This window comes from Cytobacillus horneckiae, from assembly GCF_002835735.1.
GTDB classification, from domain to species: domain Bacteria; phylum Bacillota; class Bacilli; order Bacillales; family Cytobacillaceae; genus Cytobacillus; species Cytobacillus horneckiae.
Genome location: NZ_PISD01000008.1, coordinates 255,148 through 281,413, shown reverse-complemented (window position 1 = coordinate 281,413; position 26,266 = coordinate 255,148). Strand labels below are relative to the sequence as shown.

The window sequence follows — 26,266 nt, the reverse complement described above, 5'->3', positions numbered from 1 at the left end:
TTTCGCGGAGAAAAGGAAAGAATGGTTGAATATGCAAGTTTTACAGCAATTAAAATGATTGATTTATTCCCAAAGTCGACACCTCCCCTAAATTTTTTTCATGAATAAATAAACCCGTACATTATTTAATGTACGGGAGAATCAGCCATGAACAAATAAACGTTAATCATGAAATTTTTTAACGTAAATGTACTCCATCCTTCTCCCATCCAGACTATACTGTCGGCTTTGGATTTACACCAAATCCACCGTTTTCAAAAAAATTCGAACCCGGGTCACGGACTAAGAGGGTCCCCCCTCATCACCGCCGGTTGGGAATTTCACCCTGCCCCGAAGGATATTTATTAAATTTTCAGATGCAATGAGGTACTATAGCATCTAAAATAAGCATAGATGCTTTATTTGGCTAAATCAAGTATTTTATTTATAAATGGGAAATTCATCATATATTTCATACATCCTCATATATCTCTTCCCCAGTTTCCGCATCAACAACCTGGTTTTCCATGCCTTCTAAACCCTCAATTTCTAACCCTAAATTCCCCCCTCATCTCCACCGATATATAACGTATGCTGAATGGCACTGATTATTTTCCCTTAAATATCCACTTGCTGATAGGCTAGTCAGCGTTCAAACATTGCCTCTTTACTTTATTCTGGATCTTTTCCAAGCGACAAGTTTACTAGAAACCTATCTCATCTCTTTCTTTTGCAGTTAGAATTACTGTATCTTCTATGTAATAATCATTTAAATCTATCCCCATATACACTCCTACTAATAATAAGTTCTTAAATATTTTAATGGAATTGTTTATCAATAGATATCAGGGAGTTAACGTAAAAAATAAAACTAAAAAGAAGGCTTCTCCTAGCCAACCATGACTTAGACATAAGACTCCGTAGATAGATGATTGCATCTCTAGGTGATAACTGTTACTTATATCTCACATGTCAATTCAATTCCAAAAATATCATCAAACTTAACTCTCTCTAAAATGCCTTCCCTATCCCCAAGTACACCATTTTATTAATCCCATCTAACCTACAAATCCTATCCTGAATATTTTCAAATCTGTCTCTCCATACCTTTATCTTAACTTTAAAAGCAAACTCCATTAAATAATGAATTTCACTTTCAATTTCATCAATAAAATACTAATCTAAAATGGGTTTCTTTTCCTGATAATAATCGTTTTAATTCAGTTAAATGTCCCGGTATAAAAAATACAGGATTTAGGTCATAGATGTTAAACTCAATAAAATCAAAAGTAGGAACATTTTGTACATATCCAATATGTTCCTACTGCTTTGAAATAAAGTTTGATCATTCCCTAACTTCGATCTTCCCCAATCGCGCCTTAAAACGGAATAACCGATGTGTCTAAAATAGCTGGTTTTTCGGAAGATCGTTGATTAAGATATAGGCTCCAGAAATATAAAGTTCATGTATATTTTCACTCCTATATATTTTTTTCGGAAAATATACTAAAATGATCGTAACTACTGAATTTAATTTAGATAGTTACATACAAGGAGGCTATCCTAATGAGTAAAAAAGAAATCTTGCAAAATGGAGTCAAGCAAGCTTTTTACGAAGAAGAATGGTACCCACCGATATCAGAAGCGTTAAAAAATCTTACCGCTGTACAAGCATGTTGGCAACCAGAAGGAAAGGCCGGTAATACGATTTGGGAAAATGCAAACCATTTACTAACCTTTAAAGAGCGCTTACTCTCCCGCTTACAACAAGATGACACATTTGTTGCTCCGCAAAATAACGATGACACGTTTGTCCAAGGTGGAGCTAATGATGAAGATGCTTGGCAAGAAACAGTGAAGCGAACCCTTCAAGTACATGATGCCTTACTATCTACATTAACATCCCTTCAAGAAGCAGAACTGGATCAACCAAGTCCTTCTCTACCAGTTTGGCAACAATATTTAAATATCCTTTTGCACGATGCTTATCATACAGGACAAATTGTACAACTTAGAAAACTACAAGGTTCATGGCCAGCTCGCCGGTCATATTTATAAACGATGATTAAAATATCTTGAGGTTCGCACCCAACAAAACACTTTTACAAGAGTAAAGAACAATAAGATGTATCATTTGTAAATATACTAGCTAATAAAGCATATTTGTTATCAAAAAAAGTGGGCTTTTCCGGAACACGGAAAGCTTCTTTTTTTGATGTAAAAGTTCGATTTGCTTTTCAATGCCTCGAACTAAGTTCTGCGTAGTGCTATCCTCATACCAAGGCTACGTCCTATAATCTTTGTATTTGCATATTGAACCTCTTATACCTTATTTTCAACCTTTATATATATTTAAGATTATGTATACAAAAAAGATAATTAGCCCTCAAATTAGACTAACTATCCTATAAATTATTCTAATTCAAATTCTTCTGTTACAAAAAAAACCAACGAATACTGATTACTCGTTACTCATTCAATGGAGTTACGAAAATAAAGAGAACGATGAGGCAATAATACTAGTGCCTGTGAAAAGATTTTCTATCTTGCCATTTTAGTTAGCAAAAAGCATTTCGACTGCTGATACAGAAAAAGCAGCCTCCACAATTCAAGGAGACTGCGAATATTCTTATTTAATCAATTCAAGCTCTACAGGAATGAACTCTTCCACCGTTTCATCCTTCAATACTTTTTGAGCTGCTTCAATTGCTTGTTCACCCATTAGGTCGGGCTTTTGGGCAACCGTTGCTGCCATCTTGCCGTCTTCAACGGCTTTTACTGCGTCTTCAGTCGCATCAAAGCCAACGACGATGACGTCAGTTAGACCTGCTGCATTTAATGCCTGTACTGCGCCTAAAGCCATTTCATCATTATGGGCAAATACTGCTTTAAAATCTTTCGTGCTTTGGATTATGTTTTCCATAACGGTTAATCCTTGCGCACGATCAAAATTGGCTGCCTGCTTTGATGCTACCTCATAACCGCTAGCTGCAGCGATTGCTTCGTTAAAGCCTGCGCCTCTTTCACGCGCTGCTGAAGAACCAGGTATCCCTTCTAGTTCAACTACTTTCGCTTCCTCACCAAGTTGTTCAATAATATATTCTCCTGCCATTTTGCCGCCGGCTGCATTATCTGAAGCTACATGGGCTACGACTTCGCCGCCCTCTGCGCTGCGGTCAACAGTAATAACAGGGATATTTGCATTATTTGCTGAGTTAATGGCAGCAGCAATTGCTGATGAGTCAGCTGGATTAATCAAAAGGATATCTACTCCTTGCTGAATTAAGTCTTCAATATCACTCACTTGTTTGGCCGGATCATTCTGAGCATCCACTGTTGTTGTTTCCATTCCTAATTCCTTCGCTTTTGCTTCCGCACTGTCTTTTAGCGTGACAAAGTAAGGGTTGTTTAATGTTGAAATGGAAATGCCAATCTTTTTAGCTGCCGTGTCATCCTTTGCTCCCTTTTCTTCTGTTCCCTTTGTATCTCCACCTTCAAGCGAACAGGCACTAACAATAAATAAGATCATTACCATAACAAAAAGCTTCCAAATATGTTTCATGATTAAACCTCCTTGTAAAATATCATTTCAATTTATGTTTAGGCAGCTTTTTTTCGGTCTATTAATACAGCCAAAAGGATGACGCCGCCTTTAACCACTTGTTGATAGAATGAAGAAACATTTAATAGATTTAAGCCGTTATTCAATACGCCAATAATAAGGGCGCCGATTAATGTTCCAAATATCCAGCCTCTTCCGCCGGATAAACTAGTTCCACCGAGAACAACCGCTGCAATGGCATCTAATTCATAGCTTGTACCTGCTGTTGGCTGAGCGGAATCTAGTCGTGACATCAGCGTAATGCCGGCGAGTGCTGCCAGTAGGCCTGATAGTGAATAGACGCCCATTTTCAGGCGGTCCACCTTTAAGCCTGATAATCTAGAAGCTTCTTCATTTCCGCCGATTGCATATACACCACGGCCGAATGTCGTTTTCTTAAGTAAAAAGTATAAAATCAAATAAGCGATTAACATTGTAATGACAGGGAAAGGTATTCCAAGAAAATAACCTTTTCCGAGCATTTGAAAGCTTACCGCATCAGAAAGCCCTGTAATCGGTCTGCCTTCTGTATAAACAAGCGTCAAGCCTCGAAAAATTGTCATCGTTGCTAATGTTGCTATAAAAGGTGCAACCTTACCTTTCGCAATAATCAATCCATTGAATAGCCCCATGGCTGCTCCTGCAAGCAATCCTAATAATACGGCTAAGATTGGGTCCATTCCGCTTGCAAGCATACCTGCTGTTAATGCAGAGGCAAGCGCAAGTATCGATCCGACTGATAAATCAATTCCGCCCGTCAAAATAACAAAGGTCATCCCAAATGCGATTAAAGCATTAATTGATACTTGACGCAGCACATTGAATATATTCTCAGTTGTTGAAAAGTTAGGACTCATAATCGCCAAAATAATAATAATTAGTAATAGTCCAAGTACTGGTCCTAATTTTTGCAACGATCCGAGACCTTTTGTTAGCTTATTCATCTGTTTATCCCCCCTGTAGCTGCTTCCATAATTTTCTCCTGGTTTGCATCCGCTTTATCGAGAATGGCAGTTACCTTTCCTTCGTGAATGACCATAATACGGTCCGACATCCCCAATATTTCAGGGAGTTCTGAAGATACCATAATAATGGACTTTCCTTTTTTCGTCTCTTCGTTCATGATGCTGTAAATCTCTTTTTTCGCCCCGACGTCAACGCCTCTGGTAGGCTCATCTAAAATTAATAGTTTCGGATTGATACCAAGCCATTTTCCAAACACAACCTTCTGCTGATTGCCTCCACTTAGTGACTTTACTTCTTGTTCAGAGCTTGAAGTTTTAATTCTAAGTTTCTCAATCATATCCTTAGAAAATTGTTTTTCCTTATTGTCTGACATAATGGTTTGATTGGACAATGTCTTTAAGTTCGGGATTGATAAGTTCTCGCGAACAGTTAATCCGAGCACTAAGCCTTCATCTTTACGGTCTTCAGTAATAAACCCAATCCCAGCTTTAATGGCATGATGCGGTTTTTTAATCGATAATTCTTTTCCATCCAAGACAATTGTGCCCGAAGATTTCTTTCGCGCGCCAAAAATCGCTTCCATTATTTCAGTGCGGCCCGCACCCATAAGTCCCGCGACCCCTAGGATTTCTCCCTTTTTCACATCAAAGGAAATATTGTTGAATACACCTTCTAAACTCAAGTTTTCAACAGAAAAATAGGTATCCCCAATATCAGCTGTACGATCAGGGAAGCGCTCGCCTAGCTCGCGGCCAACCATCATTTTAACGATTTCTTCGAAGTTTGTTTCATTCGTATTTTTCGTGCCAATTGATTGGCCATCCCGCAGGACCGTAATCCGATTACACATTCTGAAAATCTCTTCCATCCTGTGGGAAATGTAGATGATGGCAACACCTTCTTGGCGCAATTGATCCATTACTTTAAACAAAGTTTCTATTTCTCTGTCTGTCAAGGCTGCGGTCGGCTCATCCATAATTAACACTTCAGTATTCGCGGCAATGGCACGGGCAATTTCAATCATTTGCTGCTGCCCGACAGATAATTCTCCTGCAGGCTTCTGCGGATCCATATCAATTCCTAGTCGATTCAAGTATTCCTTTGTTCGCTGATTCATTTCTTTTGTTTTTAATATTCCGAACGGTGTAGCTTTTAGCTCTTTTCCAAGAAACATATTCTCTGCAACCGTTAAATAAGGAATGATATTTAATTCTTGATGAATAACTGCCATTCCATTTTTCTCTGCATCTTTTGGAGAGGAAAATTCCGTCTGATTGCCTTTATAAAAGATTTCACCTTGATTGCTTTTATGAATTCCGGTAAGGATTTTCACTAGAGTAGATTTTCCTGCACCGTTCTCACCCATCAATGCATGAATTTCACCTGAAAATAAATCAAAATCCACTCCCCTTAATACATTCACTGAATAAAAGGATTTATGAATTTGCTTCATTTCAACAATCGGGTTTGTTTGCATTAGAAAATCACTCCTGCCTTTAAGATAATATTGGCGTACGGTGTTGCCTCCCCTGTGCGGATGATTGCCTTGGCACTCTTTGTTTCTTGCTTCAAATCTTCATGCGAAACATAGGCAATATCCGTAAACTTGTCACATAAAAGATGGTGCAAATTCGGATTATGCTCATTGATTTCTGATGCCAATGTTACTTTTTCAATCATCATTTCGAGCTCTAACTCTTCTAATACATCAAGGAAAGCTGGTGTTCCTATTTTTAAAGCTAAATCTATTTTTTTCACATTTGCTGGAATAGGAAGTCCGCAATCCGCTATCACTATCGTGTCTGTGTGTCCCATGTCACTTAAAACTTTAGAAATTTCACTATTCAATGTACCGTTTTTTTTCAAAGCATTTCACTTCTACTTTCAATAGTTTTACTCGCTTATTTCCTCTCTTGTTGGCATGCCTGACTGCGCTCCAAGCTTCATAACTGAAAGGCCAGCTGCTTTAATCGCAAATGCGACTGCCTGCTCAAGCGTGTTTCCTTCTGACAGCGCTACTGCCAATGCGCCATTAAATGTATCTCCGGCACCAGTTGTGTCAACTGCCTCGACTTTCATTGCTGGAATATGCACGATTTTCCCTTCATTAAAAAATTCTGCTCCTTCATCACCTTTAGTGATCACTAACTTTTCTCTTACCCTATTGCCAATTTGCTCATTGCTATAAGCATTCAATAATTGCTCTGCTTCATATTCGTTTGGTGTCAAATAGGTGATTTTCTCTAGCCAATGCTCAGGGATATGATGGAACGGTGCTGGATTTAAAATAACCTTCACATTACCAGACTTGGCAATTTCTAATGCTCGCTCTACTGCTGCAAGCGGGATTTCAAGCTGTAATAGCAGCCAGCTGCTTTGTAAAATATCCTCTTTGTAGCTGTCAATCACTTCTGGTGTAATTAGGTGATTTGCACCTGGAACAACGATGATTTTATTATCATTTTGATAGACAGTAATACTTGCAATACCAGTCTTTTCACCTTTCTCAACACTGATTTTCTCGACATTGATGCTTTGACGCTGGAAATATTCCATATACTCTTTGCCAAATAGGTCATCGCCTACTTTGCCGATCATCTTTACATCTGCACCAAGCTTTGCTGCCGCAACAGCTTGATTTGCACCTTTTCCGCCGGGGATGGTTAAAAAAGATTCTCCCATGACCGTTTCACCCATAGAAGGGTTTATATTTGTAAGTGTGACTAGATCCATATTTATACTGCCGATGACGGTTAGCATGGGATTCCTCCTTTATACATTTAAAACTTGCCGTTATTTGTTGTTTCTCTCACTTTCAATTCTGTCTCAAGAACGATATGGTCCTCTCCAACTGCCTGTCCATTTATTCTTTCCATCAGCATCGTTGCTGCTTTCTTACCCATATCATAAATAGGCTGAGCAATGGTCGTAATTTCTGGAGATACAGTTTCTGTCCATTCAATCCCGTCAAATCCAACTAACTTGATTTGTTCCGGCACATGAATCCTCATCCGATTCAATGCTTTTAGCACACCTACTGCCATCACATCATTCCCAGCGAAAACACCATCAATATCAGGATGCAATTCCAACAGTGATTTCATGGTCATTTCAGCATCTTTAAACTGATAGTTACCCGCCCCTATGATGATTGGGAGCTTATTCTCTTCCATAACATCTTCATAGGCTTTCTTGCGCAGGTTGGAGTTTTCTATTATCTCAGGTCCTTTTAAATGAGCTATTTTTTTGCAGCCATTTTCCAATAGATGCATGACAGCTCGTCTTGCACCATCATAATTATCAATTGTTACAGAAGGAATTTTTTCATGAAAAACCCTATCCAATGCTACAATGGGCAAATGAATATTTTCTAAATGGCGGGCTTCAATGTTGTTAGAAACGATAATGACACCATCAATATGATTCTCTAGCATCTTTTCTAAATACATTTGTTCTTTCTGCAGGTCATCATCACTATTACATAAAAAAGTCGTAAATCCGGCCTTCACAGTTACATCCTCCACCGCCCTTACAAGCTGTGGAAAATACGGGTTAGTTATATCAGGTACGATATAGCCAATCATTTTAGATTGCTTTTTAAATAGACTTCGAGCTACGTTATTCGGGCGGTAATTCAGGAGCCTTATCGCTTCCTCTACCTTTTGTCTTGTTTCTGCCTGCACATAGCCTTTATTATTTATAACCCTTGAAACTGTAGCAACAGATACATCCGCATATTTTGCCACTTCTTTAATCGTTATCATCTTATACAACCTACCTTGACCGAAATTACGCGTATGTGTAACCCGTTACACACTGCTAAAAAAAAACAGAAAACAAAGAATGTAACCGTTTACATACATCAGTTTATCATTTTTTTTTATGTTGTCAACTTATTTTTTAATCAATCTTTCTATTTTGAAAACGGCGGCAGAGCTGGCCTAGCCCGTGTACCACCTTCTTTTTCCCTTATAGCCTGAACACTTGCATATGCTTTATTTCAGTTTTATAAATGGATTTTCCGCATATGGGCCTTGAACTGTAATGCGCATTAACTGCGTAGCCATGAATTTCGGTGTATAAGGCATATCATTTTCCAGCCACCATACAATCACACCTAAGTAAGCGGCAGAAAAGTACCTCTCTGCAAACTCTCTCGGTACGGTAAGCTTATGATCGTCAGGCTCCATTGCCATCATTCCCTCTGAGATAAAGCCTGTTAAAACCTCCATCATTCGCGATGTAAAATGAGGCATATTTTTTTCAGTTAAAAACACTTTATATAATTTTGCATTAAGTAATATTTGCTCAAATAAGAAGATAAATTTTTCATTTGGAGTGTTCATTTGAAAATCCAGTTCCACTTTGCCATCAAAAGATGAATGAATACCTTCAACAAGCTCATTTAAAATTTCATCAGTACTTTGTGTTAACAAATCAAGTTTATCCTGATAGTGAAGGTAGAATGTTGCCCTGTTCAAAGTTGCTCTGCTAGTAATATCTTGGACAGTTATTTTTTCATAGCCCTGCTCTCGGATGAGTTCTACGAGCGCATCTCGAAGTAATTGTCTCGTTCTTAAAACACGAGGATCGATTTTCTTTTTCGACATAATTAGCCTCCTTGTATTACTTTCTCCATTTATACAACATTATTTCAAAACTTGTTTATAATGCGACGCTTCACAACTGTATGTTGATTGCCCTTTTCTAAATGATGGTTATAATTAGATTATCAACATCATGTTGATAAGACAACTAGTTGTTTATATATTCACTATATAGTAATACTTTAAATTTTATGGGGGTAATGATAGATGGGCAGACTTAATGGGAAAGTTGCCATTATTACTGGAGCAGCGATGGGCATGGGCGCTTCTGAAGCAATGCTATTCGCCAAAGAGGGCGCAAAGGTCATCGCAACTGATGTGCAAATGGAACATTTAAATAAAGTTGTTGAAGAAATTAAAGAGAATGGCGGCGAGGCAGTAGCCATTAAACATGATGTTACTTCTGAAGCCGAATGGAAAGCCATTATTGCAGAAGCAGTTAAATTATTTGGGAAAGTTGATGTTCTCGTTAATAATGCCGGTGTGTCTTCACCAAAAACGATTGCAAACATGGAAATGGACGAATGGAATAAAATCATGGACATCGACTTAAACGGCTGTGTGATTGGGATGAAATACGTTATTCCAGAAATGAAAAAAGCTGGCGGCGGTTCTATCATCAATATTTCATCAATTGGGGGCATTGTCGGCATGGCAGGCACAAGCCCTTACACTGCTGCCAAAGGAGCACTTCGTGTGCTATCAAAATCAGCGGCAGTCGAGTATGGAAAAGATAAAATCCGCGTTAATTCTGTTCATCCTGGCATCATCGTCACACCGATGACAGGACCAACAATGGTAGAAGGTGGCGCGACGCCTTATTACAAAACATATACACAGCTTCCATACTTCGGTGAACCGGAAGATGTTGCCTATGGCGTCGTTTTCCTTGCCTCTGATGAATCTCGCTTTGTAACAGGATCTGAATTGGTTATCGATGGCGGCTGGACAGCGCTTTAACGCTGATCAATTGAGTAGAATATGACTAAATAAAAGAGCGTGCAAAGTAATGCGAAGATTACTACAGCACGCTCTTTTTACTGCTACTCTTATTTACGAGCATTGCTTATCGAAACAAAGTACTGTACAATGCTTTTCCGATTTGTTCATTTGTAATGGTTGGCACTGTCCTACTTGATAATCCTTTATACATCAAGTTTCCTTCGTTCCTGTTATGTGCGTTATCTTTTCTCTGTGGATCTGGGTCATCATAATAACCTCTGCTATTGGTTGTAAATAGGGCATGACCAAGTTCATGGGCAAGAAAATATGGATTGGCTACTGCTCCTTCTGACATGATAATCACGCGATGAACTGGATAATATCTCGCTACTACTAAACTAAAGGGATGATTTGTTGATATGAACTTTCCTGGAAGATAGAATACAGTTACATCTGCTGCGTCACAAGCTGCTGCATCCACCATAGCTTTTATTTCACTTGCATGGATATTGCGATCAATACTAAAAATTTCAGTATTTATATTCGTTTCAATCGCCTTCAAATCAATAATATCAAAGGATACACCAGAAAAATGGCGCGATGTAGATTGGTTCCAAATAGCTGTTGCAGTTTCAACATCTCTCTTTATCCTATACCCATGTTCAATTTGAGCGTCTACTGCTGCTCTAATACAGAGATTAACCGTTCCGCTTCTCCTTGGCGGCCGATTCCAATTGGGGACACCGGTACTACTGCCTGACCGAGCTGAAGTATTATTCATTCCTTTTGAGTTTGTTTTTTTCCTATTTTTCGGATAGTTAGCACCCATTATTCACCCTGCTTTCAAAAAGAAGATTCTTTTCATGTTATTAAAGAACTTACAGGATGGCTTGTACTAATATCTATCTAATTTAATTAAATAGTAATTGTCTACTTTTCTTAATTCAGTAAGAACATATTCAAAAAAATATGGAAAAGAGGTTGATTAAATTGATCAATGGAAGTCCCTCTTCCCTTTCAAGCCTCGAAGGAGTCTCACGCTTGCCGCTCCAATGATCACGATGCAAAAATCAACAAAAAGCTATTACATAGTCACTATAAAAAAAAGAGCAGGAGTTAACACCCCCGCTCAAGGCAAAACAATCTTAAATCATACTGCTTTCATTCTGCTTCTTATTGCTTTTCGCTGCATCGATCATCAGCAATATTGCTGTAATAATGTGCATAATCATGCCCACTATAGGAATCCAGCCAAGGCATGAAGTGACAATTCCTAAAATACTGCCATATCTGTTTTCATTTTCTTTGGCGGAAAAAACTAATGTGATGATATGTAAAATTAACATAACCATTAATGGAGTCCAGGCATATGTAAGGATAAAGACACCGCCAATAAAAGGAATGCCAAGAAAAGCTTCACAGCCTCCGGTAACCCACTTTAGAATCGTTGATTTATTCATGTTCCCACCTCCTATCATAATCATACTATATCACTATTAATATGACTATTTTATCCCAATAACAATGACTGTTTTCCAGTATTATACCCGAAGCTTGCCGCTCTACACTAAGTGTGAATGCATAATAAAAAGAACTCAAAAAAGGCAAGGAACCCTTTCTCCCTTGCCTTTCGAATGGAGTTACTGCCATTGAAGCAATAAATAGTCGCTATAATCAAGCAGCGCACCAGCAGCTTCATCTGTGATTAATTCATTGTCATTAAGCTTGGAAACTAGTTGTTTAAAGCTTTGGGTATGTTTCGTCACTTTATCTGATAGATCCTTGGATTCATATAATGCAATAGAAGTTAAATGCGTGTTCAGCTGCCTTGCCACTGCACTGTCTGCAAAACCACCTTCATCGCCATAAAACGTGACTAACGCTTTTATTCCATTTGCACTTATATCATTCGTTATTGGTTGAATACTGCTCACTGATTTACTGCTGTCTGTTTCCGATGTAGCAGTAAATTGCACAGTCGTGATGCCCATTTGATCATCAGGTACTTCAGCATATACTGGTACCTCTACCGTTTCGCCAGCAGGCACTTCAATGACAGAATTCATTAATTTTGTTTCCCAGCCTGCATCTACTTCAGCTTGAAGCCGAACGAGATCAGTTTCTTCACCTGTATTTGTTACTTTGAAATGATGGGTTGCAATTTTGCCAGGCAATGCTCTTTCTACCGTGCCATTTTCTATTTCCAAACCTCGTTCAAAATCACCTGCTCCATCCAGATGCCGGACTGCGACCCGATAGGAGAGTGCGCCAATTTCATCTACTTCTTTATTTAAAATATAGAAGTGAAGACGATTATGTTCGTCAATATATTCACTTTCTACTCCTTCATCTGTTCCAGCTTTGAAAAGTGCATCAGCTAATTGTCGATAGTCACCTTTAGAATACTTTGCAATGCTGCCATTTGGTCTGACAAAATCTACTTGATCAATGTCTTCATCCTTTGCATCGATGACCCAAATATTTGGTGCAGATTCAGCATTCTTTGTTTTTGCCAGCAGAACGCCAGAATCAGTCTGGAAGGAGTCGAATCCAACCCGGTCTACCACTTCAACTGTATAATTATCATACCATTTTGCTCCGCGCTGCATATCTGCTCGCCAATCGTCATTTAATGAATTAGGCGGTGTTAAGTCTTCCATCTCAATATTAATTCCTGCAAAAACATTTTCTCTGCCAAACTCACTGCTAACTGGAATTTCCCTAGCAAGAATATCCGCGAATACTGGTCCAGTGTCAGCAAGCTCATCCCTGTCTACATTAATATATTCTTCTTCAGCAAGGAAGCCTTGTTTAATTTTATTTCGAAGCATATGATGTGACGGAGATGAGGCACCTAGCGTCGGCATGACCATCCACCGGGTATGAGGGCCTCCAGGTCCGTTAAAGCTGCCGCGGCTCATTAGCTCCCATGGACCGGAATAAGTTCGCGAAACCGGATTGGCATATGGATTATTATAATTGTCTAATAGATTCATAATATGTCCAAATTCGTGTGCGAACGTTCCCATTCCGTCATTTTCACCTTGAATAGAAATTCCGTTTCTAATATCAGCACTAGACCAAATACTGCTCGCTGCAATCCAGGATGTCCAATCAACATACCTCGTATTCGCCCAGTTTGGCATATTAGCGAATTCAGCAGGCGGCCCAAATTCTGCTGATACATCCTCTTTCGTTTGGAACATCATTTCTCCAAATTCTTGCCACACACCTGATTCATCATAGCCGGCATGAAGAATGAATGTAAAATCATATTCCTCACCAGAAGCTTCCATATCCGCTTCGGCTGCTGCCATTGCTTCACTTTTCAAATCCAGCGCAGAATAGCCCTCAGGCATATTTACATCTTGTCCATGTCCTCTGCTTAAGCCGTACTGAAATTCGCGTCCACTCATTTTATATGGTCCAAATGATTCCAAATCAACAGCCCATTTTCCAAATGAATTTTCACGCCAATATTCATCAATCGTCCGGTAATTATTAATCTCCTGAGGAGTATTTAAAAAGTCGACCCAGTATTGCGGAATATCCTCTCGTGGTATATTCCCGACAATCGGATTGCCGGCCAATTCAGAGCCTTCCTCCATGCTTAAAATAAAATCTCGATCTGAAAAATCAACGACAACAAGCGCGCCTTTTATTTCTCGTTCAGGTTCAACGACCGGCTCTCTCCAATCAAGCCCTGGAATCGGATTATAATCATCCCAAGTCATATTCTCCGGCAACACCCATGATTCTTTATCTGCCGGTTCTGGAAATTGATCAAGTCCAACCGGTGCTGCCTGCACAGAAGAAGCAATCATAAAAAAGGAAAGTGCAGAGACAAACAGCGTTCTACCAATCTTCACAAAAATCCCCCCTTGATTCTATTAACTGTCTATTTTTGTTCTCCAGCTGTTTGTGTCGCAGTAAACGTCCACTCTAATTGCAATGCGTCACCTTGGAACTGATTTTGATCTTCCCCATTGTCTACAAAATTAATTTGCACAACGAGATCATCAATTGTCCCAACCGGAAGTCCTTTTTCCCCGAGTAGCGGATAAAATACACTTTCTCCAACTGCTTCAGGCGTCATATTTTTCAATTCTGCTAAAGTAGTTTCATAAATGACTTCGTCAAGCTTGTCGGCGTTATATAGAAACTCGACGACGATATGCTCGCCAAAATCCTCAGTATTGTCACCATTTGCATCAGTAACGGTATAGTCTGTATTTAACAGCACCTTCTCAATATCCAGCGACCCATTATTTTGCAATTCAAAGCTGCGGAGAATTGAATCGCCAGGCTTGATATTATCCACATTAATAATTTCCAATGGCTCGGCAGCCAAATCTAGTGTACCGGCAGCAAATGTATTATTTGTTGTCACTGTATCACTGAAATACGCATACGTTCCTCCACCAATTAAAGCGACACCTAAAGCTGCTGACATTGCACCCATTGCAATTTTCTTTTTAAAACCCATCTTAACTTCCCCCTTTTTATGATGGTGGAAAGAGGCTTCCCACTCTCCAACCGACCTTTTCAATTGAAAACTATTGCCATTTTGCGATGAGATAGTCCGTATCTGCCTTCAGCACTTGATAGACCTCTTTTGTTATTAATTTGTTGGCGGACTGATGTTCTAACAAAGTATAGAAACTTTGAAGATGCTTAATTACTTTTGCCGGCGAGTTTTGTTTTTCAAATTGTGCAACAGATGTTAAATGCATTTGCAGTGAACGGGCAGCTATTTCTTCTTTGATTTCCCCATCTCCTCTATAGAAATCAACAACCTTGCTTATATGAGCTGCACTGCTTGGTGATGAACCACCGTTAAATCCTAAAGCATTGTCCAAAGCTGGCTTGCCGCCTACAATCGGCAAGGAAATATAGCTGTTTTCTAAAGACACATCAAATGTTGCGCGGTTATTATCGGTCATTAATCTTGTACTGCTTCCAGCAATAATAACGCCGATTCGGTGTCCTTCTTTGAAAACATAATCCTCAGGAAGTGTATCCCAAGTAAATTTATATTCTTGTCCAGGCACTAGTGGAATAGAATAGTCAAGAGATTCATAGTTTTGCGCATCTAGCCAGCCATGAGTGACAATTTCGTAAGGCTGTTCATGTGTAATTGTCTCTGTTTCTTTGTAACAGCTGCTGTCTACATCAGAGCTTTCTCCCCAACAAGACACCTCATCAAGGGTAATAATTCCTTCTCCTCTGGAAGTATGATTGATTCTCGTATCTGTTCCGTAATCAACAATCATCGCAGTTAAATGTGTATCATTTTTATCTATAGAAGCAGTAATATTCAATTCAGGTATGCCGCTTAAACGAACATCACCTTCTAATTCAGGCGTCATATAAATCAATCTGTTCTCTTTTTGGGTAAATTCACCTGTCACCATTTGCTGCTCTGTTTGACGTGGATTATCTGTAAATGTTTGGATGGCCTCTTCTAGGAGCGGACTAGTCATTACAGAACCAGGCAGTTCTTCCGTTTGCGGAGCAAAACGCATTTTAACCTTTTCTGCCTTTTCATCCGGCCAATTTGAATGAGTCTCCCATTGATCTAATCCTCGCTCAACATCAGCCATAGGCTCGTCCATGATGCCATTGTCAATATCCAACAACCAATAATCAAACCAGCGATGCAATGTTTCCACCCATTCCGCTCTTCTAAAATCAAATGGATCGACATGACCAGTTTGGGTCAGCCATACTTTTCTAGGGACATCATGCTCACTTATCGCTTCCCACCATTTAGAAAAATGGTTAGCTTTAACGTTATAATCATTTATTCCATGAATGGCAAATACGCTTGCAGTTACATTCTCAGCGTCTTTATAATAATTGCGCTCATCCCAGAATTCATTATAATCCCCTGTCGTATCATCAGATGCAATCCGCATTTCCTCACGAATCGGTGCACACGCTTCAACTCTTTCACTGCTCGTAATACGTCTTGCGAGATTCCCTGGTCCATTTGAATAGTAAGGAATGCCTTCATAACGGTAGTAATAGTACCAGCTGCTGATTGCTCCAATCGGCACGATTGTTTCCAAGCCTTCGACACCTGCTGCCGCAGCTCCCTGTGCAATTGTTCCATCATAAGATTTACCAATCATGCCAACCTTGCCTGTTGACCAATCGGCACTGATTTCATTTCCATCTTTATCCCAGGCAGTACCTTTGCCATTTAGCCAGTCAATAACAACTTTGGCACTTTCAATTTCTTCCTTTCCTCCTGTCGGAGGACAGCCATCTGAATTATTTGTTCCTACCATATCTACTAAGACAACTGCATACCCTCTCGGCACAAAATAGTTATCATAATAAAGCGGGAACATTTCATTCATACCATCCCCATCTGAATCCTTTATTTGTGATTCATTACCGCGTCCCATGCTTTCATAATAAGGACTTGCGTCCATAATTATCGGCACTTTTAAACCATCCTCAGTTTCCTGCGGACGAATAATATCTGCGGCAATGCGATCAGGATTTCCGTCTCGGTCGCTATCCATCCCTGACTCTACGAAAATCGTTTCTTTAATCGCATCATTATAAGAAAATACTGGTTCGGTTACACCATTTACTATTTGATGTTCCGGTGCAGCTTTTACTTCTGATGCCTGTGCGCCATTGGCAAAAGATACATCCAGCGAAACAAGCATCATAATAGCGAGAATCACGCTAATTAGTTTTTTTCTCTTGAACAATCGAACCCCTCCCTATTAAATTATCTATACAATATGAACGATAGCATGATAGGAAGAAAGGAGGCAGTGATAATAGTATTAATTTTATGAGTATTCTGTCTATTTATAAAACATTCTATTTAGGAATATTTATTCATATTTCCAAAGCTTAAAAGATAAAGGACGTTTTGTTAAATCTGTTGAAATTTACTAATAGAGCCTTAATTATCTCGAATGTGACTATTTCAAAAGACGAAATATATTCAAATAAAGGTAAATATCTTATGTAAATTTATTGGGAATTTCATAAACATTAACGACTACATTCCAATTTTACTAATATCTAAATTTGGTGAATTTATGCTAAAAGTCTTAGCGCTGATAAATAAATGTAGTTTTTTCCTTCTTTCTCTTTAGTACAAAATCTTTTTTTACATATACTGTATTTGTTTACATGTTTTATTACTATTTGTTAATCTTGGATAAGGGTCTTTGTGCGGATATGATATAATTTTTGAAACGATTGTATGAAATCATACGTATATAGATTATCTCGTATGTGAAAGGAAGAAAAAATGGAAACAATTGAAGTGCTGCAAAAGAAAAAAGAAGAATGTGAGCGTTGGGAAAAGGATCAATCTGGTTTATGGTTTTGGGAGAAAATTGGCAGAATTCCATTTAAATTTCTCGATAAGCTTACACCTGCATTTATACAAAAGAAGGTTGGAGTAATATTAGATGAACTTGGCCATTATGTTCAATCTGGAGGGCAATATTTAAGCTCCTCCCGCTCATTAACCTCCTATTATCCTAAAAAAAACATTCAGAGCTTTTCTGATTTAAATAACCTTTCTATTGAAGAGATGGACCAAGCGGTTTCTAAGCTAGCGGCCAATCGAAAGCGCTTTGCCACTATTCAAGGGGCAAGCACAGGTGCTGGTGGAATTTTTACGCTTTCAATTGATGTCCCGGTCCTTCTTGGTACTCAGCTTAAAACATTGCAAGATATAGCTATTTGCTATGGATATGACCCTAACGAAAAGAAAGAGCGGTTGTTTATCGTAAAAATTCTGCAGTTTGTTTCTGCAGATATAGTAGGTAAAGAAACGATTTTAAAACAGCTATCACGAATCGATGACGCCGACGACGCAGTCAAAAGAGAAGTTGTCTCTGAACTTCAGGGCTGGCGAGAAGTAGTATTAGCTTATCGTGATCATATTGGTTGGAAAAAACTATTTCAAATCATTCCTATTGCCGGCTTCCTATTCGGGGCATTTATTAACCGGTCAAGTGTAAGCGATATAGCAGAAGCAGGCATGATGTTTTATCGCAAAAGAAAAATTCAAGAACGTTTAAGCACATATAAAAGCACGCTGCAATAAAAATCCGGCTTCCATAAATAAAAAAAGACAGTTGGATTAACAACTGTCTTTTCATTTATGGAAGCCGGAGCAGCTCCTTTTCCATATATTCCTCATTTAGTGCTCCTAAAACTTTGTTTCGAATCACTCCGTCCGAATCAATAAAATAGCTTGTTGGATAGGCCATAATTTCGTAATCCTTGCTTGCCACGCCCTCTTGATCCATTGGGATGGTAAATGTAAGATCATGCTTCTCAACAAATTTTTCAGGTGCATCATTAACTTTTTCACTTCTTGTCATATTAACTGCAATAATTTCAATATCATCCTCTTGATATTTTTTATGAAGTTTTTCCATATACGGCATTTCTGCTTCACACGGGCCGCACCAACTTGCCCAAAAATTTAATAGTACTGCTTTTCCTTTATAATCACTTAACTTGAATGAATCTCCATTTATATCTACCAATTCGATTTCAGGTGCCAGCTCTCCTTCTTTAAGACCTACCGGGAGCTCTCCTATGTTTTCGATTTCTTCATATTTTTCAATTTTCGCTTGTTGAATAATCCCCTTATCTTTTAACACAGTACGATCAACAATAATCAGTACTATTAAAATGACAGCCGCAATTATTAAGAATTTTTTCACACAAACACCTCATGATTGTAGAAAGTAAAATCAGTTTTCAAAACTGTTTTAATCATACTACAACTCATATGGATAGGCTAATTTTTTATCTTACTAATGGTTTAGCTTTCGCAGGTGGTAGATTAAGATAGCATATACCGCAAGCTGGTCTTCTAATGAAAGTTCCTTATGGAATGTTAAATACGGGGTATTTGCATCCATCACATGCTTGCTCCATTCCTTTGGCAGCCATCCTTTTTTTAGTATCACTGCCTCTGTTTTAGATTCGATAAATATTTTGAAATCCATATAAAGCCGGGCCCTCTCAACATAAAAGCTTCTACCATTAATTTCATTGATAAATTCTATATGATTTGCAGCTCGGTTGTTTTTAAATGTCAGTTGAATCGACTTTCCTTCCCAGTCAATTATTATGCTGTCTCTCCTCACCTTGTATGTTGCAAAAGGCTGTTCATCCTCAGTAAATAATCCATATTGTTTCTCACGAGCAAGCCTATCACAGAAGTATGGTAAAAACCAGCGGTAGCTATGCAGATGAGTATCTCTAATCTCACCAATTGCTTGTCCATTTGCATTAAAAAACAACATTCTTAAGCTAGGTGCCGGTAAAAAAGTAAGCGAAACAGCTCGCTTCTGAAATAATGCGCCAACATGATTAGCAGAAAAATTTACCGACTTTGCTTCTTTAGCTCTCTGGCTATTTGTTATATAGGATTGAAAACAAACAATACTATAAATAAGAAATGGCACCGCCCATATAATCACCATTTTAGGAGGGACAAATAATAGGCTATAGATGAGTAATATAAATGGCGGCAGCAGTGACGCAAGGCTTGCATTTAGAGATATCATCGCTGCTTTATCGTAATATTGCTGTATATTCATGACTACTACTCCCTGTAAAAATAGTAAAAACTGCTAATATTGATGGTGCAAGCAATTAAATCTATCAGCAGCTTTATTACTATTCTATTAAGAAAAAAAGATAACATGATTGAATCATGAAAATGTAATAAAGTCCGTCTCTAAAAAATAGAGACGGACTTTATTACAACGAAATAATTTTATCTGCTAGCTTTTCTGCATCACGATACCCTTGGTAAAAAAACGTTTCAAGCTTTTGCGGATTTCTTTCCATTCGGCCGACTTCAACTTTTTCCGTCGGCCGGATAATGACGACATTCCCTCTCTGCTCTTCTTGCTCTAAATAATTCAATGTTTCATTATACATTCTGTATCGATTTGCCATTGCTTCGTAAAGCCCTTTATAGTGAGGATATTTTCTCTTAACTAAAAAATTTAGCTTTGATGGTTTCTTCATATATCCCTTATTCCTTGTTAGGACGACGACAGCTTTTGCAAACCCGTCATTTTGTGCTTTTTTGATTGGTATGGAATCGCTAATTCCGCCATCGAGTAATAGTTTCCCATTATATTCAACCTCTGGAGCGATAAATGGCAAGGAGCTGGAGGCTCTAAGCAATAACAGTAAATCATTGCCGTAATCTGCTTTATTGAAATAAAGAGGTTTTCCCGTCATGCAATCGGTCGTTACAATTACAAATTCCGCTTCATTATTTTGAAAGGAAGTAAAATCATAAGGAACTAAGTGATTGGGCACTTCATTAAAAATAAAATCCATTCCGAAGAGTTGCTTTGATTTCCAGAAATTACTGAAAGAAATGTAACGTGGATCTGAAACATACTCAATACTCACTTTCTTATTTCTTCCTTTTTGCATTGATAGGTAGGAAGCAGCATTTGCTGCACCGGCTGAAACGCCAATCACATATGGAAAAGAAAGCCCCCGCTCCAATAAATATTCCATTACACCTGCAGAGAATGCGGCCCGCATTCCTCCACCTTCCAACACTAGCGCTTTCCCATTTAACATCATTCGCTTCTAAATCCCTTCCGTACGAATCTCATTTCATATTATTTTAGCATATTAGAATCAATAGTTTCTAATATTAAGCAGCTAATTCATTTTTTCGAAATAGAAATATAGAAGCAATAAGTAAAGCAATAATCGAAACGATGGCGAGCAGCAGTGATGCGGTCATTTCTTCTGGGAAGACACCCATCATCAAATATTGTGTCACATAATTACTTAATAACGCAGGGCTCCATGACAGCGCGTTGCTTAATGTACTGCTAAAAACACTTAATAGAATAATGATTGTCAATGTTATAAACGCAATCATTCCAGATGATTTCATAAACGAGTTAAAAAACAAAGTCAGCGTTGTTACAAATGAGAGCCATATGCCGTATAAGAGCAGTGATTCGATAAATATACTAAATGGCACAAACTCAAACAGTATACCTGTATAATACCAAGCGCCTAAATAGCCGCAGAAGAAGGATACCCATAATAAAAGCATGCTGCCTATCCATTTAGAAGTGACAAAAGAAGTGTAGGAAACCGGCTTAACTAAAATCATCGCTGCGACGCCGCTTTTCCTTTCTGAAGCAATGATGCCCATTGTGCTCAGCACAATAATCAGTATGCCTAAACTATTATACTGTGTCAGACTTGCCGCTAACACTTCCTCAGCAGAAGGAGTCGGGAATTGCAGAACCGTACCCTCAGGCAAACCGCCAAATTTTTCTATGATTTGCGGCATGTAATACATTGTCACAGGCTGCTGTACAGCGAGAATAATAAAAACTAGCGGCATCCATATCCATTTAAAATTGCGGATATTCTCAAGCATTTCTTTTTGCAATAAAAAGATCCATTGCCTCATTGACCTTGCACCACCTTTAAGAACATTTCTTCCAGTTTGGCTTTACTCATCTCAAATTTCACAAGCGGCCATCTGTCTTCCACAGACATTTGCAGAATGATATCTCTTGCTTTATCCGTTTCATTGACGAGCAGCACGGCTTCTTTTCCATTGATATCCACTTCATCAATTTTTAAGGCTTGATGGAGCTGGTCGATATATGATTGCGGGGAACGTTCAAACACCAACGTAATTTTCGGCTGCTTATATTTTGCCGTTAGCGCCTCTAATGAGCCTGATTCAACGATTTCACCATGATGAAGAAAAAGAATCTCATCGCTGACTTCTTCAGCATCAGATAATATATGAGTAGAAAATAAGACAGTAATCTGTGTTTTTAATTTCTTTAACAGTTCTATTACTTCTCTTCTGCCTAAAGGATCAAGTGCAGATACCGGTTCATCAAGAATTAACAGCTTTGGGTCATGGATAAGTGCTTGGGCAATACCTAGACGCTGCTTCATACCTCCTGAATAATTGGCGATTTTCTTCTTCCCTGCATCTGCTATTCCAACTAAAGCAAGCAGCTCTGTTGTCTTTTTTGCAGCCGCTTCATTTGACAGACCGCTTAGCTTGCCGACATATTGCAAAAACTCTTTGCCTGACATCCATTGATAAAACACTGGAAATTGCGGCAAATAACCAATCATTTGTCTTGTATCTGTTCCCGCTTCCACCCCTTCAAACTGAATCTCTCCCCCTGTTTTATTCATTAGACCTGCAATAATTTGCAGAGTTGTCGTTTTACCTGCACCGTTTGCACCTAACAAAGCAATAATTTTCTTCTCTGGAAGTTCAAAGCTGACACCTTTTATCACATTGTTGCGTTTAAACTTTTTTCTCAATTCCTTAACAGTCAGTACATTCATCCTTCTGTCCTCCTACCAAAGATAAAATAGACGATTGGTCCAATGATATTAATAAATATAACGGCTAATATCCACAGCCACTTAGGTCCTTTCGTATGTTCATTGCGCACAATATCTATAATTGCAATAACCATCAAAATCAACTGAATCAAAATAATCGGCATAACCATAAGAATAAGTTCCGTGCTTATCGTTTCCATTTGTTTACCCCCTTTTTAATATGACGGTGAAGTATAGAAATCGTTCAGTTTTTTTTTTTGATTTTTTTAAGGTGATGTTTCTGATGTTCATACGATTTATAGACAGGCTCAGTTTGCTCTATTTTTTGGAGCCATTTTTCATGCTAACTATTATTCGATAGTCCGTTCACTCCCAGCAATAAAAAAGCCATCTTAAAGTTTCCTCCAAGATGGCTTGTATGATTATAGAATTCTTAGGATAAATGGTATCCGGTATGCTTTTCCTTCAAACGCTTTGATGGCTGCTATTATTGTAAACACAAACATTGCTACTCCAACAATGGCGGCTAGTACAAATCCAATCAGGATGATCATTAAAATGTAGCTGATCACACCGTATAAAAAATAGGTGATAAGAAAATTAAAGTATTGCCTTCCATGAAAATCTACCAATGGCGAATCATCTTTCTTTATTAGCCAAATAACAAGCGGTCCTATAAATACTGTAAAAAAGCTTGAAACGTATATAGCTGCAGCAAGTAAGCGGTCCGTTTGTGAATCCTTTGAGTTACCCATCTTCGTTTCCTCCTTAAAATACCTATTGATAAAAACTATATACCGTATTTACGGCTGATATTATAAAAAGTTTCGGTCTGTTATCCTTATTCATTTTTCAGTTCTTGTTTTGGACAACTCGAATAAACTTTTATAAGCATAAATTATTTCTTCTTAAAAGGTGATGTACATGTTATCAAAAATTGAAGCTTTTTTTCTCGGGATCATTCAAGGAATAACTGAATTTCTCCCCATTTCCAGTACGGGACATTTATATTTGGGCCGCCATTTGTTTGGATTGGACGAAGCAGGATTGTTCCTTGATACAATGCTGCATATTGGCACCTTGCTTGCAGTACTTGTTGTGTATAAAAATGAGTTATGGCAAATAATCAGACAACCCTTCGGCAAACTATCCATGCTGCTTGTCATTGGTACGATTCCTGCAGTCGTTGTTGGTTTACTGTTCAGTGATTTATTTGACTCAATCTCAAAAAGCGGCATCACGATTGGCTGGGAGTTTATAGTCACCGGATTGATTTTATGGTTTTCAGACAGCATTAAAAAAGGTGTGAAAAAAATGGACAGTATCAGCTATGGAGATGCATTATTTATCGGCAGCTTCCAAGCCGCAGCCATCTTCCCGGCTGTATCCCGTTCAGGATTAACGATCGCAGCCGGCCTTATTCGAAAACTTGATCGAGAGACTGCTGCCTATTTTTCATTTCTACTATCCATCCCTACTATAGCTGGAGGGATTGTCCTCCAATTTGGCGAAATGCTATCGGGCCACACAGACGCTATCAGCTTAAGCAGCATGTTTATCGCTACATTAACATCAGCCATCTTCGGCTATATTGCTGTTGTATGGATGATAAATTTTTTAAAGAAGAGGTCATTGAAAATATTTGCTGTCTATGTATGGATACTCGGCCTGACGATTTTAGTTATGCAAATGACAGGCATATTTTAAAGAACACTCAAAATAGTTTACATGAAAATTACATGCGGAAACAACTTTTCGCTCCTCCATAAAATAAAAGGAACGATGTTATATGACAAAACTAATTCTAAAAAATGCACTCCTCTATCCAATCATTATGCCTCCCTTTCTAGGAGATATCATGATTGAAGGAAAAAAAATAACGCGTGTAGAAAAAAATATAATTCCGCCCACCGATGTACAAACGATCGAGTGTGCCCGAGGATACTTATTACCGGGACTGATTGATGTTCATACCCATTTGGGATTATATGATGAAGGAACTGGTTGGGCGGGCAATGATGCAAATGAAACAATTGAGCCGCTTACTCCCCATATACGCGCAATGGACGGAGTTCATTCGTTAGATCCCGCATTTAAAGATGCTGTTCAACACGGTATTACAACTGTCCATATCATGCCAGGCAGTGCAAATGTTATCGGTGGAACGACCTCCGTCATAAAAACAGCGGGAACAGACATACAACAAATGCTAGTAGAAGAAACGGCTGGACTTAAAATTGCTTTAGGAGAAAACCCAAAGCGTATCCATAGCCACAGTTCAAATGATTCTATTACTAGAATGGGCATTATGGGGATGCTTCGAGAAGCATTTTATAATGTGAAGTCTGATGAAAGATACGTTACTCTTAGAACGGAGCCCATTCTGAAAGCTTTAAACCGGGAGATACCGGTTCGCATACATGCCCATCGAGCAGATGATATTATGTCTGCTATTCGCTTTGCGGATGAGTTCAATTTAGATTTAAGAATCGAGCACTGTACGGAAGGTCATTTAATTACTGATGTATTGAAAGGAAGGGACTTAAAAGTTTGTGTTGGTCCAACCTTTACAAGAAGATCAAAAGTAGAATTAAAAAATAAGACATGGCGGACCTATCAAGAGCTAGATCAAATAGGCGTGGAAGTGTCGATAACAACAGATCACCCTTATACACCTATCCAATATTTAAATATTTGCGCCGCCATTGCCGTGAGAGAAGGCTTGTCCGAACAAAAGGCACTGGAAGCCATTACATTGACCGCTGCGAAAAACTTAAAAATCAATCATAAAATAGGCAGTATTGAGGTTGGAAAAGACGCGGATTTGGTACTTTGGAATCATCACCCTTTTCATTTTTTGGCCAAGCCAATATGGACTATGATTAACGGAGCGTTCGTTTTTATTGCGTAATTTCAGCTTTGTTGAAAAGTGGTGAAATTTGCCGGAAAATGGCGATAAAATAATTAAAAAAATCTATTTCCTTTTTTGATTTTTTTTAGTATTATACTTTAATAAAATAATATTTTTCAATTAAATATCTTTGACGGTATTTGAGGGAAGGCAAATGGTGCGCCACCAGTAAAACTGGTTCTAGTGGGTTCGATTCCCACCCCGAAATTTTTTAGCTACATTACAAAAAATTTCGAGGGTGGGCCTTTAGTGTCTATTTGGCATGGTTCAGGTTTATCCTCATTGGAGGGATTTCCTTGCTGAAAAAACGTGAACTTTTTGACTGCCAAGTTTTATTTGAATTAATGACGCATCCTGAAGTCTTCCCTTTTGTGCGCCATAAAGCCCATTCCTATGAGGAACTTCTTTTTATGACAAAGCAAACGATTGAAGCAGAAGAAAGAAATGAGTTAATCTCACGCACTATTCTTGATGAATGGGGGTCGCCAATTGGAACAATCAGCCTTTATGATATAGAAAGCCATGCTGGCTTCCTTGGCACCTGGCTTGGCAAGCCTTATCATGGCAAAGGTTATAATAAACTCGCAAAAGACGCTTTCTTTAATGAAGCCTTTTATGAGCTTGGAATTGAGACCATATTTATGAGAATTAAGAAAGAAAATATCCGCTCTAAAAGAGCGGCAGAGAAGCTCCCGTATATCATTCATGCAAATGAGTCACGAAAGGCCGTTTATGATCAAATTAATGCTGATGGGATCATCTATGATATATATGAAATTCCAAAAGACCTCTATTCATTACATGTGTTAAGAGAAGGTACATTAATCGAAGATACATCCCATTTAAAGGAAGCTTAACTCTATTGCAATATACTGAAGGATAAGC

25 protein-coding genes and 1 riboswitch are annotated in these 26,266 nt (G+C 38.5%); of the genes, 6 read left to right on the top strand and 19 right to left on the bottom strand.

What is annotated here, in order from left to right; genetic code table 11:
• Positions 1–193 precede the first annotated feature (193 nt).
• Positions 194–342, bottom strand: a riboswitch (FMN riboswitch).
• Between the two features lie 1,203 nt (positions 343–1,545).
• Positions 1,546–2,037 (top strand): DinB family protein, encoded by a 492-nt coding sequence (locus CWS20_RS04535; RefSeq protein ID WP_066199723.1) that lies wholly within the window; start codon positions 1,546–1,548, stop codon positions 2,035–2,037.
• Positions 2,038–2,608: 571 nt separating this feature from the next.
• On the opposite strand, the gene rbsB is transcribed toward CWS20_RS04535, so the two are convergent.
• The 7 genes from rbsB to CWS20_RS04500 all read right to left on the bottom strand — a co-directional run bounded on the left by rbsB (position 2,609) and on the right by CWS20_RS04500 (position 9,156).
• Complete coding sequence (gene rbsB / locus CWS20_RS04530) at positions 2,609–3,541, bottom strand: ribose ABC transporter substrate-binding protein RbsB (RefSeq protein ID WP_066199726.1); 933 nt, start codon at positions 3,539–3,541, stop codon at positions 2,609–2,611.
• A gap of 38 nt (positions 3,542–3,579) precedes the next feature.
• The gene (locus CWS20_RS04525) at positions 3,580–4,524 is read right to left on the bottom strand and encodes an ABC transporter permease subunit (RefSeq protein WP_066199729.1); all 945 of its coding nucleotides are present in this window, start codon (positions 4,522–4,524) and stop codon (positions 3,580–3,582) included.
• Positions 4,521–6,023 (bottom strand): sugar ABC transporter ATP-binding protein, encoded by a 1,503-nt coding sequence (locus CWS20_RS04520; protein WP_066199735.1) that lies wholly within the window; start codon positions 6,021–6,023, stop codon positions 4,521–4,523. Before CWS20_RS04520 ends, CWS20_RS04525 begins: the two co-directional genes overlap by 4 nt.
• Positions 6,023–6,412 carry a D-ribose pyranase gene (gene rbsD, locus CWS20_RS04515; protein WP_066199738.1) on the bottom strand — a complete coding sequence of 130 codons (390 nt, stop codon included), beginning with the start codon at positions 6,410–6,412 and terminating at the stop codon, positions 6,023–6,025. The genes CWS20_RS04520 and rbsD overlap by 1 nt, the downstream gene beginning before the upstream one ends.
• Positions 6,413–6,439: 27 nt before the next feature.
• Positions 6,440–7,306 carry a ribokinase gene (gene rbsK / locus CWS20_RS04510; RefSeq protein WP_066199741.1) on the bottom strand — a complete coding sequence of 289 codons (867 nt, stop codon included), beginning with the start codon at positions 7,304–7,306 and terminating at the stop codon, positions 6,440–6,442.
• 20 nt (positions 7,307–7,326) lie between these two features.
• Positions 7,327–8,310 (bottom strand): LacI family DNA-binding transcriptional regulator, encoded by a 984-nt coding sequence (locus CWS20_RS04505; RefSeq protein WP_066199747.1) that lies wholly within the window; start codon positions 8,308–8,310, stop codon positions 7,327–7,329.
• A 231-nt stretch (positions 8,311–8,541) separates the two neighbouring features.
• Positions 8,542–9,156 carry a TetR/AcrR family transcriptional regulator gene (locus CWS20_RS04500; protein WP_066199750.1) on the bottom strand — a complete coding sequence of 205 codons (615 nt, stop codon included), beginning with the start codon at positions 9,154–9,156 and terminating at the stop codon, positions 8,542–8,544.
• A gap of 204 nt (positions 9,157–9,360) precedes the next feature.
• On the opposite strand from CWS20_RS04500, the gene CWS20_RS04495 reads away from it, so the two are divergent.
• A complete protein-coding gene (locus CWS20_RS04495; protein WP_066199753.1) occupies positions 9,361–10,113 on the top strand; it encodes a glucose 1-dehydrogenase in 753 nt (250 codons plus the stop codon).
• A gap of 106 nt (positions 10,114–10,219) precedes the next feature.
• On the opposite strand, the gene CWS20_RS04490 is transcribed toward CWS20_RS04495, so the two are convergent.
• The 5 genes from CWS20_RS04490 to CWS20_RS04470 all read right to left on the bottom strand — a co-directional run bounded on the left by CWS20_RS04490 (position 10,220) and on the right by CWS20_RS04470 (position 16,823).
• Positions 10,220–10,924 (bottom strand): hypothetical protein, encoded by a 705-nt coding sequence (locus tag CWS20_RS04490; RefSeq protein ID WP_066199755.1) that lies wholly within the window; start codon positions 10,922–10,924, stop codon positions 10,220–10,222.
• A gap of 316 nt (positions 10,925–11,240) precedes the next feature.
• On the bottom strand, positions 11,241–11,555 hold the full coding sequence (locus tag CWS20_RS04485; protein WP_066199757.1) for a hypothetical protein: 315 nt from the start codon (positions 11,553–11,555) through the stop codon (positions 11,241–11,243).
• A gap of 180 nt (positions 11,556–11,735) precedes the next feature.
• Positions 11,736–13,964, bottom strand: coding sequence for a M6 family metalloprotease domain-containing protein (locus CWS20_RS04480; protein WP_083957440.1), 2,229 nt, complete (start codon positions 13,962–13,964; stop codon positions 11,736–11,738).
• Positions 13,965–13,993: 29 nt separating this feature from the next.
• Entirely contained in the window at positions 13,994–14,581 is a 588-nt protein-coding gene (locus tag CWS20_RS04475; RefSeq protein WP_066199760.1) for a CalY family protein, read from the bottom strand.
• Positions 14,582–14,651: 70 nt separating this feature from the next.
• Positions 14,652–16,823, bottom strand: a complete 2,172-nt coding sequence (locus tag CWS20_RS04470) for a Xaa-Pro dipeptidyl-peptidase (RefSeq protein ID WP_101226238.1) — start codon at positions 16,821–16,823, stop codon at positions 14,652–14,654.
• A gap of 554 nt (positions 16,824–17,377) precedes the next feature.
• Here CWS20_RS04470 and CWS20_RS04465 point away from each other — a divergent pair.
• Complete coding sequence (locus CWS20_RS04465; RefSeq protein WP_066199763.1) at positions 17,378–18,184, top strand: EcsC family protein; 807 nt, start codon at positions 17,378–17,380, stop codon at positions 18,182–18,184.
• 55 nt (positions 18,185–18,239) lie between these two features.
• On the opposite strand, the gene CWS20_RS04460 is transcribed toward CWS20_RS04465, so the two are convergent.
• From CWS20_RS04460 to CWS20_RS04430, 7 genes are all read right to left on the bottom strand, one after another.
• Complete coding sequence (locus CWS20_RS04460) at positions 18,240–18,812, bottom strand: TlpA disulfide reductase family protein (RefSeq protein WP_066199766.1); 573 nt, start codon at positions 18,810–18,812, stop codon at positions 18,240–18,242.
• A gap of 93 nt (positions 18,813–18,905) precedes the next feature.
• The gene (locus CWS20_RS04455) at positions 18,906–19,697 is read right to left on the bottom strand and encodes a hypothetical protein (RefSeq protein ID WP_066199770.1); all 792 of its coding nucleotides are present in this window, start codon (positions 19,695–19,697) and stop codon (positions 18,906–18,908) included.
• Between the two features lie 163 nt (positions 19,698–19,860).
• Entirely contained in the window at positions 19,861–20,706 is an 846-nt protein-coding gene (locus CWS20_RS04450; protein WP_066201783.1) for a patatin-like phospholipase family protein, read from the bottom strand.
• A gap of 76 nt (positions 20,707–20,782) precedes the next feature.
• Positions 20,783–21,562, bottom strand: a complete 780-nt coding sequence (locus CWS20_RS04445; protein WP_066199773.1) for an ABC transporter permease — start codon at positions 21,560–21,562, stop codon at positions 20,783–20,785.
• A complete protein-coding gene (locus CWS20_RS04440; protein WP_066199775.1) occupies positions 21,559–22,470 on the bottom strand; it encodes an ABC transporter ATP-binding protein in 912 nt (303 codons plus the stop codon). The genes CWS20_RS04445 and CWS20_RS04440 overlap by 4 nt, the downstream gene beginning before the upstream one ends.
• On the bottom strand, positions 22,467–22,670 hold the full coding sequence (locus CWS20_RS04435) for a PLD nuclease N-terminal domain-containing protein (protein ID WP_066199777.1): 204 nt from the start codon (positions 22,668–22,670) through the stop codon (positions 22,467–22,469). Before CWS20_RS04435 ends, CWS20_RS04440 begins: the two co-directional genes overlap by 4 nt.
• 222 nt (positions 22,671–22,892) lie before the next feature.
• On the bottom strand, positions 22,893–23,225 hold the full coding sequence (locus CWS20_RS04430; RefSeq protein WP_066199781.1) for a DUF4870 domain-containing protein: 333 nt from the start codon (positions 23,223–23,225) through the stop codon (positions 22,893–22,895).
• Between the two features lie 169 nt (positions 23,226–23,394).
• On the opposite strand from CWS20_RS04430, the gene CWS20_RS04425 reads away from it, so the two are divergent.
• From CWS20_RS04425 to CWS20_RS04415, 3 genes are all read left to right on the top strand, one after another.
• Positions 23,395–24,177: an undecaprenyl-diphosphate phosphatase gene (locus tag CWS20_RS04425; protein WP_066199784.1), complete on the top strand. Its 783-nt coding sequence runs from the start codon at positions 23,395–23,397 to the stop codon at positions 24,175–24,177.
• 82 nt (positions 24,178–24,259) lie between these two features.
• Positions 24,260–25,381, top strand: coding sequence for an amidohydrolase (locus CWS20_RS04420; protein WP_066199787.1), 1,122 nt, complete (start codon positions 24,260–24,262; stop codon positions 25,379–25,381).
• 296 nt (positions 25,382–25,677) lie between these two features.
• Complete coding sequence (locus CWS20_RS04415) at positions 25,678–26,238, top strand: GNAT family N-acetyltransferase (protein ID WP_066199790.1); 561 nt, start codon at positions 25,678–25,680, stop codon at positions 26,236–26,238.
• Positions 26,239–26,266: the final 28 nt, after the last annotated feature.